Raw genomic sequence first — 12,954 nt, 5'->3', positions numbered from 1 at the left:
TTTCGTCTAATTTATCTGTATCTCAGTTTACTAGCGAAAGCGTAGAAATAAACCTAACATTGAAATTAAAGAACATCAGATTTAGCATGTAAATGAAATTTCATAGGGCAGGATGCCTCGCTACTTCTGAACTGGCGATTTTACGCAAAGGGATGGAAAAAGAATGGATAATAACGAACCCGGAACCCCAGTCGACTCGACCCTGGGTTACACATTCCAAAACGATTTTCTGGCGCTGACGCAGGCCTTTTCTTTACCTGAAATAGATTACACCGATATTTCCCAGCGGGAACAGTTGGCTGCGGCTATTAAACGCTGGCCGTTATTAGCTGAATTCGCCCATCAACAATAAGGGAGCCATTGATGGCCATACTCGGATTACAGGGTGTCCGTGGGGGTGTGGGTACCACATCTGTTACCGCGGCGCTGGCGTGGTCATTACAGCTTTTAGGTGAATCGGTGCTGGTTATTGACGCCTGCGCCGATAATTTGCTGCGTATGTCGTTTAACGTCGACTTTACTCGCGAAGAGGGCTGGGCCCGCGCGCTGCTTGACGATAAAGACTGGCAGGATGCAGGTATGCGCTATACCTCCCTTCTTGACCTGCTGCCGTTTGGTCAACTGACCACCACGGAACGCGAGAATGAAGCCGCGTACCAGCGCCTGTTTTCACAATTCACGCTGGCGCTGCAGAGCCTGAGGGAAAAGGGGCACTACAAGTGGATCTTGCTGGATCTGCCGCACGGTGCCGGCACGCTGACACGACAGCTTATCGCCCAGTGCGATCATGTCCTCTCGATCGTTAACGTCGATGCGAACTGCCATATCCGCCTGCACCAGCAGGGACTGCCTCAAAATGGCCATATCCTGATTAACGATTTGCGCATTGGCAGCCAGATCCAGGACGATCTCTATCAGGTCTGGCTGCAAAGCCAGCGCCGCCTGCTTCCGATTGTCATCCATCGTGATGAGGGAATGGCGGAATGCCTTGCGTCTAAGCAACCGCTCGGTGAATACCGCAGCGATTCACTGGCGGCAGAAGAGATCCTGACGCTGGCTAACTGGTGTCTGCTGAACTTCGCCAACAGGGCGGAGCATGCAGGGAGTGCTGTATGAGTCGTCTCGCCAGCTGGTTACTCATCCCACCGGTCAGTTCGCGTTTGAGCGAACATTACCGGCATTTTCGCCGTCACGGTGCGTCGGCATTTAGCGCCGCGCTCGGCTGTTTCTGGATGATTCTGGCCTGGATGTTTATACCGCTTGAACACCCGCGCTGGCAGCGCATACGTGCCCGGCACAGCGAGCTATATCCGCACATTAATCCTGACCGGCCGCGTCCACTGGATCCGGCGCGCTATCTCATTCAGGCCATCTGGCTGGTGGCGACCTCATCCCGCGCGGAGACAAAAACGCCGCACTGGCGCAGCTTCTCCCGCGTGCAGCAGTTACGTGAACGCTACCATCAGTGGCTGGACAGACTGCCCGACAGCGTAAGCGATAAGACCAGCCATCTGGATAACCATAAAGAGCTCGGGCATCTTCACCCGGGCTTGCGGCGTTTTATCCTCGGCGTAATCGTCGTGTTCTCGCTCATTCTGGCGCTGGTCTGTATTACGCAGCCTTTCAACCCTCTGGCGCAGTTCACTTTCCTGATCCTGCTGTGGGGCGTGGCGCTGCTGGTGCGCCGAATTCCGGGTCGCTTCTCGGCGCTGATGCTGATCGTGTTGTCGCTGACCGTCTCCTGCCGCTACATCTGGTGGCGTTATACCTCGACGCTGAACTGGGACGACCCGGTGAGTCTGGTGTGCGGCCTGGTGCTGCTGTTTGCTGAAACCTATGCCTGGATTGTGCTGGTGCTGGGCTATTTCCAGGTGATTTGGCCGCTCAACCGCCAGCCGGTTCCGTTGCCAAAGGACACCACCCAGTGGCCAACCGTCGATCTCTTTGTGCCGACCTACAACGAAGACCTGAGCGTGGTGAAGAACACCATCTATGCCGCGCTGGGCATCGACTGGCCGAAAGACAAGCTCAAGGTCTGGATCCTGGATGACGGCAACCGTCCGGCGTTCCGCCAGTTCGCGGAGGAGGTCGGCGTCGAATACATCGCCCGTCCGACGCACGAACACGCTAAGGCGGGGAACATCAACAACGCGTTGAAGTATGCCACCGGGGAGTTTGTTTCGATTTTTGACTGCGACCACGTGCCGACGCGCTCGTTCCTGCAGATGACCATGGGCTGGTTCCTGAAGGAGAAAGAGCTGGCGATGATGCAGACGCCGCACCACTTCTTCTCGCCGGACCCGTTTGAACGTAACCTTGGCCGCTTCCGCAAAACTCCGAACGAAGGCACGCTGTTCTATGGCCTGGTACAGGACGGAAACGACATGTGGGACGCCACCTTCTTCTGCGGCTCATGCGCCGTTATCCGCCGTAAGCCGCTGGATGAAATTGGCGGTATCGCCGTCGAGACGGTCACCGAAGATGCGCACACCTCGCTGCGCCTGCACCGTCGTGGCTATACCTCAGCCTATATGCGCATTCCGCAGGCGGCCGGTCTGGCAACCGAGTCACTGTCGGCGCACATTGGCCAGCGTATTCGCTGGGCGCGCGGCATGGTGCAGATTTTCCGTCTCGATAACCCCCTGATCGGGAAAGGACTCAAGCTGGCGCAGCGTCTTTGCTACGTCAACGCCATGTTCCACTTCTTGTCCGGCATTCCGCGGCTGATCTTCCTGACCGCGCCGCTGGCGTTCCTGCTCCTTCACGCTTATATCATCTACGCCCCCGCGCTGATGATTGCGCTGTTTGTTCTGCCGCACATGATCCACGCGAGCCTGACGAACTCGAAGATTCAGGGGAAATACCGCCACTCCTTCTGGAGTGAAATCTACGAAACGGTGCTGGCCTGGTACATCGCGCCGCCGACGATGGTGGCGCTGATTAACCCGCACAAAGGGAAATTCAACGTCACCGCGAAGGGCGGGCTGGTGGAGGAGGAGTACGTCGACTGGGTGATCTCCCGGCCGTATATCTTCCTGGTGCTGCTGAATATCGTGGGCGTCATTGCGGGTATCTGGCGCTACTTCTACGGTCCGGAAAACGAAATCCTGACCGTCTTCGTCAGTATGGCGTGGGTCTTCTACAACCTGATTATCCTCGGCGGCGCGGTGGCGGTGTCGGTGGAGAGCAAACAGGTTCGTCGCGCGCATCGCGTGGAAATCTGCATGCCAGCGGCGATCGCCCGTGAAGATGGCCATCTCTTCTCCTGTACCGTGCACGACTTCTCTGACGGCGGTCTGGGGATCAAAATCAACGGCCAGGCAAAGGTGCTGGAAGGGCAAAAAGTTAACCTGCTGCTTAAGCGCGGCCAGCAGGAGTATGTCTTCCCGACGCAGGTCGTTCGCGTGGTGGGCAATGAAGTCGGCCTGCAGCTGATGCCGTTGACCAAAAAGCAACATATCGATTTTGTGCAGTGTACGTTTGCCCGCGCGGATACGTGGGCTCTCTGGCAGGACAGCTTCCCGGAGGATAAGCCTCTGGAAAGCCTGCTGGATATTCTGAAGCTGGGGTTCCGTGGCTATCGTCACCTTGCAGAATTTGCCCCGTCGTCGGTGAAATTAATTTTCCGGTCACTTACTTCGCTGGTTTCCTGGGTCGTGTCGTTCATTCCTCGTCGTCCTGAGCGGGATGAGGCGAAGCAGGCGGACCCGGTTATGGCTCAACAATGATGATAACGCGATGAAAACAAAACTTTCCTGGTTATGTGCAGTGGCAATGGGGATGAATGCGATCCCCGCAACAATGGCTAACGCAGCCCCGGGTAACGCAGCGGCAACGCCTGCGCCAACCGTACCTGTCGTCGCGCAAGCAACCGATCCGGTTGTCACCGCGGCACCGGGTCAAACTGAAAACATCATGCCGAACCAGCCAACGGAGGGGAACACCCTGCCGGTAGACGGTCAGGTCATCGGGCAGGTGATGCCGGGCGTCCGGGGGGCGAATGCGCCCGTCGTTGCGGACAATGCGCCGTCGCGTGACGTGAAGCTGACCTTCGCGCAAATTGCGCCGCCTCCGGGCAGCATGGTGCTGCGCGGCATCAACCCTAACGGCGGCATTGAATTTGGCATGCGCAGCGACGAGGTCGTCTCTAATGCGGTGCTGAATCTCGAATACACGCCGTCGCCGTCGCTGCTGCCGACCCAGTCTCAGCTGAAAGTCTATCTGAATGACGAGCTGATGGACGTTCTGCCGGTCACGAAAGAGCAGCTCGGCAAGAAAACGCAGGCGCAGGTGCCGATCAACCCGCTGTTCATCACCGACTTTAACCGTATTCGCCTGGAGTTTGTCGGCCACTACCGCGATGTCTGCGAAAACCCGGCCAGCAACACGCTATGGATGGACGTCGGGCGTAACTCCTCGCTGCAGATGACCTACCAGTCGCTGGCGCTGAAAAACGATCTCTCAGCCTTCCCGGTTCCGTTCTTCGATCCGCGTGATAACCGCCCGCTCACGCTGCCGATGGTATTTGCCTCGTCCCCGGACGTGACCGAGCAGCTGGCGGCGACCATTGTGGCCTCCTGGTTTGGTTCACGAGCGGGCTGGCGCGGCCAGAGCTTCCCGGCGATGTATGACAAACTGCCGGACAGAAATGCCATTGTGTTTGCCACCAATGCGAAACGTCCGGCCTTCCTGCGCGATCATCCGGACGTCAACGCGCCGACCGTTGAGATGATAAGCCACCCGGAAAACCCGTACGTGAAGCTGCTGGTGGTCTTTGGTCGTGATGATAAAGATCTGGTTCAGGCAGCAAAAGCCATTGCCCAGGGCAACGTCCTTTTCCGCGGCAACAGCGTCGTGATAGATGAGGTCAAACCGCTGCTGGCGCGGAAACCTTATGATGCGCCAAACTGGGTACGTACCGACCGTGCGGTCACCTTTGGCGAGCTGAAAACCTATGAAGAACAGCTGCAGGCGACGGGGCTTGAGCCAGCGCCGATTAGCCTGTCGCTGAATCTGCCGCCGGATCTGTACCTGCTGCGTACCAACGGCATTGATATCAATCTGAACTACCGCTATACCGCGCCAGCCACCAAAGACAGCTCGCGCATGGATATCAGCCTGAACAACCAGTTCCTGCAATCCTTCAGCCTGCAAAGCACGCAGGATACGAACCGCCTGATGCTTCGCCTGCCGGTGCTGCAGGGGCTGCTGGACGGTAAAACGGATGTCTCTATTCCGGCACTGAAGCTGGGTGCGATAAACCAGCTGCGCTTTGATTTCCAGTACATGAACCCAATGCCTGGCGGCTCGGCGGAAAACTGCATCACCTTCCAGCCGGTGCAGAACCACGTGGTGATTGGCGATGAGTCGACCATCGACTTCTCGAAGTACTATCACTTCCTGGCGATGCCGGACCTGCGCGCCTTTGCTAACGCGGGCTTCCCGTTCAGCCGTATGGCCGATCTCTCTGAGTCCATTGTGGTAATGCCAAAAGCGCCAAACGAAGGTCAGGTTACGACCCTGCTCGACACCATGGCGACCGTTGGAGGACAAACAGGATTACCGGCCATTAACGTCACGTTGACGGACGATGGCAGCCAGATTCAGAACAAAGATGCTGACATCATGGTGATCGGGACCATCCCGGATAAGCTGAAGGATGACAAACGTATCGATCTGCTGGTGAAAGCGGCCCAGTCCTGGGTTAATACGCCGCTGCGACAGACCGAGTTCCCGAGCATTATGCCGGATGTGAACGATCGTCAGGCCAGCGCGCAGACGACGGTAACGTCTCAGGGGGCGATGGCCGCGGTGGTGGGCTTCCAGTCGCCTTACAACGAACAGCGCAGCGTGGTGGCTCTCCTCGCTGACAGCCCGCGCGGCTATGAACTGCTCAATACGGCCATGAACGACAGCGGTAAACGTGCCGCGATGTTTGGTTCCGTGTCGGTGATCCGTGAGTCCGGCGTCAATAGCCTGCGCGTGGGGGATGTGTACTACGTGGGCCATCTGCCGTGGTTCGAACGCCTGTGGTATGCGCTGGCTAACCATCCGGTTCTGCTCGCTATCCTGGCTGCGGTCAGCGTGGTCTTGCTGGCATGGGTGCTGTGGCGTCTGCTGCGAATCATCAGCCGTCGTCGTCTGAACCCGGATGAGTAAGATGTGATGAAAGCCTTTCGCTGGTGTGTATTAGCAGCGGTGATGCTGGCGGCGCTTCCTCTTCGCGCCGCCTGTACCTGGCCTGCCTGGGAGCAGTTTAAAAAGGACTACATCAGCGAGGGCGGGCGCGTCATTGATCCCAGTGACACGCGCAAAATTACGACCTCGGAAGGGCAAAGCTATGCCCTGTTCTTTGCCCTGGCGGCGAACGATCGCAAATCCTTTGACCTGCTACTGACGTGGACGCGCGATAATCTCGCCAGCGGCGATCTCAACGCCCATCTGCCTGCCTGGCTATGGGGTCAGAAAGATAAAGACGCCTGGGCGGTGATTGATACCAACTCTGCCTCTGATGCCGATGTCTGGATCGCCTGGTCACTGCTCGAAGCGGGTCGGCTGTGGAAAGATCGGGACTATACCCGCACGGGTAAGGCGCTGCTGAAACGCATTGTCAGCGAGGAAGTGGTCAACGTCCCGGGGCTCGGCGCAATGCTGCTTCCTGGTAGAGTCGGTTTTGCCGATGAGAACGCCTGGCGTTTTAACCCCAGCTATCTTCCTCCGCAGCTAGCGGCTTATTTCACGCGCTTTGGTTCCCCGTGGACCCAGCTTCGTGAAACTAACCTGCGCCTGCTGCTTGAGAGTGCGCCGAAAGGTTTTTCGCCGGACTGGGTGCAGTATCAGAAAAACAAAGGCTGGCGGTTACAGCAGGAGAAAGCGCTGGTGGGCGGCTACGACGCCATCCGCGTCTATCTCTGGGTGGGCATGATGAGTGATAAAGATCCTCAGAAAGCCCGGCTCCTGACGCGCTTCCAGCCGATGGCGGCAAAGACCATAAAACGGGGTGTGCCGCCGGAGAAAGTGGATGTGGCGACGGGGAAACGTACCGGTGACGGCCCGGTCGGGTTCTCTGCTGCTATGCTGCCGTTTTTACAACAACGTGATGCCCAGGCGGTTCAGCGCCAGCGCGTTGCAGACCATTTTCCCGATAACAATGCCTATTACAGCTATGTGCTGACGCTTTTTGGGCAAGGATGGGATCAGCATCGTTTTCGCTTCACCGCAAAAGGTGAATTAATACCGGATTGGGGCCAGGAATGCGCAAGTTCACAGTAAATCTACTCAGTTTATCGCTTGGCCTGGCGCTTATGCCGTGGGCACAGGCCGCCAACTCTCCGCAGCAGAAACAGCTGCTGGAGCAGGTCAGGCTGGGCGAATCGACACAGCGAGAGGATTTGGTTCGTCAGTCGCTCTATCGCCTTGAGCTGATTGACCCCAACAACCCTGACGTCATTGCCGCCCGCTTTCGCTACCTGCTGCGTCAGGGCGATAACGCCGGCGCGCAAAAAGAGCTGGATCGTCTGAAAGGGATCGCCCCGGGTTCGAGCGCTTACCAGTCCTCACGCAACACCATGCTGCTTTCTACTCCGGATGGCCGACAGCAGCTCCAGCAGGCGCGACTGCTCGCCACTACGGGGCACACGCAGGAAGCGATTGCCGCCTATGACAAGCTGTTTGACGGCAACCCTCCGGGTGGCGATGTGGCGACGGAATACTGGAACGTCGTGGCGAAAGATCCAGCTCGCCGCGGTGCGGCCATTAACCAGCTGAAAAAAATTAACAGCAGCAGCCCCGGGAATACGCAGCTGCAGACAACGCTGGCCCAGCTTCTGTTCCAGAGCGGACGACGTGATGAAGGCTTTGCGGTACTGCAGGAGATGGCCAAATCCACCAATGGCCGCAGCCAGGCGTCTGATATGTGGTACGACCAAATCAAAGACCTGCCTGCCAGCAGCGCCAGCGTCAGCGCGCTGCAAAAATATCTGAGCGTATTCAGCGACGGGGATAGCGTCGCTGCGGCGCGTGCCCAGCTTGAAGCGCAGCAAAAACAGCTCGCCGATCCGGCGTTCCGCGCGAAAGCGGAAGGTCTCGCGGCGGTGGATGCCGGGCAGGGCAGTAAGGCGGTGGCCGAGCTGCAAAAAGCCGTCAGCGCCAACCATGCCGACAGTGAAGCGGTGGGTGCCCTGGGGCAGGCGTATTCCCAGAAAGGCGACCGTGCCCGCGCGGTAGCCCAGTTTGAAAAGGCGATTGCCCTCGATCCGCAGAGCGATAACCGGGGTAAATGGGACAGTCTTCTGAAGGTTAACCGCTACTGGCTGCTGATCCAGCAGGGCGATGCGGCGCTGAAGGCGAATAACCCGGCGCAGGCAGAGCGTTACTATCAGCAGGCGCGTAACATCGACAATACCGACAGCTACGCGGTGCTGGGGCTGGGCGACGCCGCCGCGGCGCGTAAAGATAACGACGCGGCGGAGCGTTATTACCGTCAGGCGCTGCGAATGGACAGCGGCAACAGCAACGCGGTTCGCGGCCTGGCCAATATTTACCGCGCGCAGTCCCCGGAGAAAGCCTCGCAGTTTATCCAGTCGCTCTCCGCCAGCCAGCGTCGGAGCATTGATGATATCGAGCGTAGTCTGACCAACGAGCAGCTCTCCGCCCAGGCCGAACAGCTTGAGAACCAGGGGAAATACGCGCAGGCAGCAGACATTCAGCGTCGTCGTCTGGCGCTCTCTCCCGGCGACGTGTGGATAACCTATCGTCTTTCGCGCGATCTCTACAGCGCGGGTCAGCGCAGCCAGGCGGATACCCTCATGCGTCAGCTTGCTCACCAGAAACCGTCCGACCCGGATCAGGTGTATGCCAACGGGCTCTACCTTTCCGGAAACGATCAGGACCGGGCCGCGCTGGCGCATCTGGAGACGCTGCCGCGCAGCCAGTGGAACGGCAATATTCAGGAGCTTGCCGACCGCCTGCAAAGCAACCAGGTGCTGGAAACCGCCAACCGCCTGCGCGACAGCGGCAAAGAGCAGGACGCAGAGAATCTTCTTCGCCAGCAGCCGACCTCCACCCGTATCGACCTCACGCTGGCGGACTGGGCACAGCAGCGTGGCGATCTGGACTCGGCGAAAACGACGTACAACGCCGTCCTGCAGCGTGAGCCGCAGAATGAAGACGCGCTTCTCGGCCTGACCGAGATTTACAGCGCCCAGGGTAGCAAAGATGCCGCGCGCGCGGAGCTGGCGAAGCTGCCCGCCGCGCAAAACGGCCAGCCGCTGTCGCTCAATATGCAGCGCCGCATCGCGATGGCGCAGGCGGGTCTGGGCGATGCCGCTGCCGCAGAGCAGACCTTCAATAAAATTATTCCGCAGGCTAAATCGAAGCCTGGCTCCATGGAAAACGCGCTGGTGCTGCGTGATGCCGCACGTTTCCAGGCGCAGAACGGCCAGCCTCAGCAGGCGCTGGAAACCTACAAAGATGCGATGGTATCGACGGGTATCACCACGACGCGTCCGGCTGACAACGACAGTTTCACCCGTCTGACGCGTAACGATGAAAAAGACGACTGGCTGAAGCGCGGCGTGCGCAGTGATGCCGGTGAGTTGTACCGTCAGCAGGATGTTAACGTCACGCTGCAGCACGATTACTGGGGTTCGAGCGGTACGGGCGGTTATTCCGATTTGAAAGCGCATACCACCATGCTGCAGGTGGATGCGCCGCTCTCTGACGGGCGCATGTTCTTCAGAAGCGATCTGGTCAATATGGATGCCGGGTCATTTGATACCAGGAACGGGACTTACGATCCTAAATGGGGAACCTGCTACGAAACGCCGTGTAGCGGCAACACCCATCAGTCAGACAATGGCGCGAGCGTTGCCGTCGGCTGGCAGAATAAAACCTGGGCGATGGATATTGGCACCACGCCAATGGGCTTTGACGTCGTCGACGTGGTGGGCGGCATCAGCTACAGCAGCGATCTGGGGCCCATCGGCTATACCGTTAACGCCCATCGTCGGCCAATCTCCAGCTCTCTGCTGGCCTTCGGCGGGCAAAAAGATACCAATACCGGCACCACCTGGGGCGGCGTACGCGCCACCGGTGGCGGCGTAAGTATGAGCTATGACAAAGGGGAAGCGAACGGCGTCTGGTCAAGCCTGAACGCGGAAACGCTGACGGGTAAAAATGTGGAGGATAACTGGCGCGTCCGCTGGATGACGGGTTACTACTACAAGCTCATTAATAAAAACAACGAGCGCCTGACGGTCGGCGTGTCCAACATGATCTGGCACTACGACAAAGACCTGAGCGGTTATACCCTGGGCCAGGGCGGCTATTACAGCCCGCAGGAGTATGTCTCCTTCGCCTTGCCGGTGACATGGCGTAAGCGCACGGAAAACTGGTCCTGGGAGCTGGGGGGCTCGGTCTCCTGGTCCCACTCCAAAACCAAAGACGAGCTGCGCTACCCGATCCAGAATCTGATCCCGACCGATGAGCCAGACCGCTATACCGACCGGGGCGCGATGGAAACCGGCAGCAGCTCCTCCGGTACGGGTTATACCGCACGGGCCATAATCGAGCGGCGGGTCACGTCCAACTGGTTTGTTGGCATGGGCGTGGACATTCAGGAAGCGAAAGACTATACCCCAAGCCATGCGCTGATCTATGTGCGCTACTCTGCTGCAGGCTGGCAGGGCGATATGGACTTACCGCCGCAACCGCTCATCCCTTACGCGGACTGGTAATCGGATTTTCCTTAATCCATTTGTAAGTCTCTCTTAACAGCGCAGCAATCGGGTATACTCAGGCGCGCCAGGTTTACACCCTGGCGCGCCCTGCGCTTCGAGTTTTGTGGAGAGTCATTTTGCGTGTCAGCCGTTCCTTAACAATCAAACAGATGGCGATGGTCTCTGCCGTCACCATGCTGTTTGTCCTGCTCTTCTGCGTAATTTTGCTGTTTCATTCCGTACAGCAGAATCGCTATAACACGGCTTCGCAATTAGAAAGTATCGCCCGCTCGGTACGCGGCCCGCTGTCTGCCTCTATCCTGAAAGGAGATATCCCCGAAGCGGAAACCATTCTGAAACGTATTCAGCCAGCCGGTGTTGTGAGCCGGGCGGACGTCGTGCTACCCAATCAGTTTCAGGCGCTGCGGATGAGCTTTATCCCGGAGCGTCCCGTCCCGATGATGGTGATGCGCCTGTTTGAGCTGCCGGTGCAAATTTCGCTACCCGTCTATTCGCTTGAGCGCCCTGCCAATCCGCAGCCGCTGGCCTACCTGGTGTTACAGGCAGACTCCTACCGCATGTATAAATTCGTCATGAGTTGGGTGGTTACGTTAGTGACCACTTGCTTACTTATGACACTTATTCTCAGCGTGGCGCTGACCTGGTGCATTAACCGGCTGATTGTCCATCCCCTGCGCCGTATCGCCCGCGAGCTGAACACGCTTGCGCCGCAGGATCAGATGGGACACCAGCTTGAGCTGCCGCGTCTGCATCATGACGATGAGATCGGCATGCTGGTGCGCAGCTACAACCTCAACCAGCAGCGCATCCAGCGTCAGCAGGATGAGATGAACAGTAGCGCCACCCGTTTTCCGGTATCGGAGCTTCCCAATAAAGCGTTCCTGATGGCGATGCTGGAGCAAACCGTTGAGCGCCAGCAAACCACCGCGCTGATGGTCATTGCCTGTGAAACCCTGCAGGACACGGCTGGCGTGCTTCAGGAGAGTCAGCGCGAAATGCTGCTGCTCACCCTGGTGGAAAAGATCAAATCTGTCCTTGCCCCGCGCATGGTGCTGACCCAGGTCAGCGGTTACGACCTGGTGGTGATTGCCAACGGCGTAAAAGAACCCTGGCATGCGATCACGTTAGGTCAGCAAGTACTCACTGTCATTAATGAGCGGCTGCCGATTCAGGGTATCCAGCTTCGCCCGAGTGCCAGTATAGGGATTGCCATGTTCTATGGCGACCTGACCGCGGAACAGCTTTATCGCCGCGCCTTCTCGGCGGCCTTTACCGCCCGGCGCAAAGGGAAAAACCAAATCCAGTTCTTCGACCCGGCGCAGATGGAAAAGGCGCAGCAGCGCCTGACGGAAGAGAGTGACATCCTGACCGCGCTGGATAACCGCCAGTTTGCCCTCTGGCTGCAGCCGCAGGTGGATCTGCGGACGGGAGAGGTAAAAAGCGCCGAGGCCCTGCTGCGTCTGCAGCAGCCGGATGGCACATGGGAGCTGCCGGAAGGGCTGATTGAGCGCATCGAGTCCTGCGGCCTGATGGTCACCGTCGGCTACTGGGTGCTCGAAGAGTCCTGTCGTCAGCTTGCCGCCTGGCAGGAGCGCGGCGTAACGCTGCCGCTGTCGGTCAATTTGTCTGCCATGCAGCTTATGCACCCGACCATGGTTTCTGAGATGCTGGAGCTGATCCATCGTTACCGCATCAAACCGGATACCTTGACCCTGGAAGTGACGGAGAGTCGACGCATTGACGACCCCAATGAGGCGGTCGCGATTCTTAAGCCGCTGCGTAATGCCGGCATTCGCATTGCCCTGGACGATTTTGGCATGGGCTACGCCGGGCTGCGCCAGCTTCAGCACATGAAGACGCTTCCGGTGGATGTGCTGAAAATTGACAAAGCGTTTGTCGACGGTCTGCCGGACGACAGCAGCATGGTGCAGGCGATTATCCAGATGGCGCGCAGCCTCAACCTGCATCTTATTGCCGAGGGAATTGAAACCGACGCGCAACGCGCCTGGCTGGCAGAGGCGGGCGTGGAGAGCGGGCAGGGTTTCCTGTTTGCCCCCGCAGTGCCTTCGGATGTCTTTGAAGAACGATACCTTTCTGGTGCTGACAATAACGCAAAAGTGTAATTTTGTTGCTGGCTTGTGCGAGCCAGCTCAAATTTCTTAACATTTGTGTTTCAAATTTGAACTGAGTTTATTTCTGTCCTGTTATGCGGGTG

At 58.2% G+C, this 12,954-nt stretch carries 7 protein-coding genes; all 7 read left to right on the top strand.

Annotated features, from left to right (window positions below):
- Positions 1-163 precede the first annotated feature (163 nt).
- The 7 genes from bcsR (at position 164) to hmsP (ending at position 12,862) form a co-directional block, all read left to right on the top strand.
- Positions 164-352, top strand: a complete 189-nt coding sequence (bcsR, locus tag BFV67_RS21005) for a cellulose biosynthesis protein BcsR (RefSeq protein ID WP_008503237.1) — start codon at positions 164-166, stop codon at positions 350-352.
- A gap of 11 nt (positions 353-363) precedes the next feature.
- On the top strand, positions 364-1,116 hold the full coding sequence (bcsQ, locus tag BFV67_RS21000) for a cellulose biosynthesis protein BcsQ (RefSeq protein ID WP_008503236.1): 753 nt from the start codon (positions 364-366) through the stop codon (positions 1,114-1,116).
- The gene (bcsA, locus tag BFV67_RS20995; RefSeq protein WP_021242136.1) at positions 1,113-3,728 is read left to right on the top strand and encodes a UDP-forming cellulose synthase catalytic subunit; all 2,616 of its coding nucleotides are present in this window, start codon (positions 1,113-1,115) and stop codon (positions 3,726-3,728) included. The genes bcsQ and bcsA overlap by 4 nt, the downstream gene beginning before the upstream one ends.
- A gap of 10 nt (positions 3,729-3,738) precedes the next feature.
- A complete protein-coding gene (gene bcsB, locus BFV67_RS20990) occupies positions 3,739-6,159 on the top strand; it encodes a cellulose biosynthesis cyclic di-GMP-binding regulatory protein BcsB (RefSeq protein WP_069598867.1) in 2,421 nt (806 codons plus the stop codon).
- Positions 6,160-6,165: 6 nt separating this feature from the next.
- Positions 6,166-7,272 (top strand): cellulose synthase complex periplasmic endoglucanase BcsZ, encoded by a 1,107-nt coding sequence (bcsZ, locus tag BFV67_RS20985; RefSeq protein WP_069598866.1) that lies wholly within the window; start codon positions 6,166-6,168, stop codon positions 7,270-7,272.
- Positions 7,254-10,736, top strand: coding sequence for a cellulose synthase complex outer membrane protein BcsC (gene bcsC / locus BFV67_RS20980; RefSeq protein ID WP_069598865.1), 3,483 nt, complete (start codon positions 7,254-7,256; stop codon positions 10,734-10,736). The genes bcsZ and bcsC overlap by 19 nt, the downstream gene beginning before the upstream one ends.
- 119 nt (positions 10,737-10,855) lie before the next feature.
- A complete protein-coding gene (gene hmsP, locus BFV67_RS20975) occupies positions 10,856-12,862 on the top strand; it encodes a biofilm formation regulator HmsP (RefSeq protein WP_023294766.1) in 2,007 nt (668 codons plus the stop codon).
- Positions 12,863-12,954 lie beyond the last annotated feature (92 nt).

The organism is Enterobacter roggenkampii, assembly GCF_001729805.1.
Taxonomy (GTDB): Bacteria; Pseudomonadota; Gammaproteobacteria; order Enterobacterales; family Enterobacteriaceae; genus Enterobacter; species Enterobacter roggenkampii.
The sequence above is the reverse complement of the archived record's forward strand: the minus strand, read 5'-3'. Positions and strand labels throughout refer to the sequence as shown.

Excerpts from the sequence above, each read along its gene's own strand:
- bcsQ (WP_008503236.1), top strand. The coding sequence starts at position 364 with ATGGCCATACTCGGATTACAGGGTGTCCGTGGGGGTGTGGGTACCACA.
- bcsR (WP_008503237.1), top strand. The coding sequence starts at position 164 with ATGGATAATAACGAACCCGGAACCCCAGTCGACTCGACCCTGGGTTAC.
- bcsC (WP_069598865.1), top strand. The coding sequence starts at position 7,254 with ATGCGCAAGTTCACAGTAAATCTACTCAGTTTATCGCTTGGCCTGGCG.
- bcsB (WP_069598867.1), top strand. The coding sequence starts at position 3,739 with ATGAAAACAAAACTTTCCTGGTTATGTGCAGTGGCAATGGGGATGAAT.
- bcsA (WP_021242136.1), top strand. The coding sequence starts at position 1,113 with ATGAGTCGTCTCGCCAGCTGGTTACTCATCCCACCGGTCAGTTCGCGT.
- bcsZ (WP_069598866.1), top strand. The coding sequence starts at position 6,166 with ATGAAAGCCTTTCGCTGGTGTGTATTAGCAGCGGTGATGCTGGCGGCG.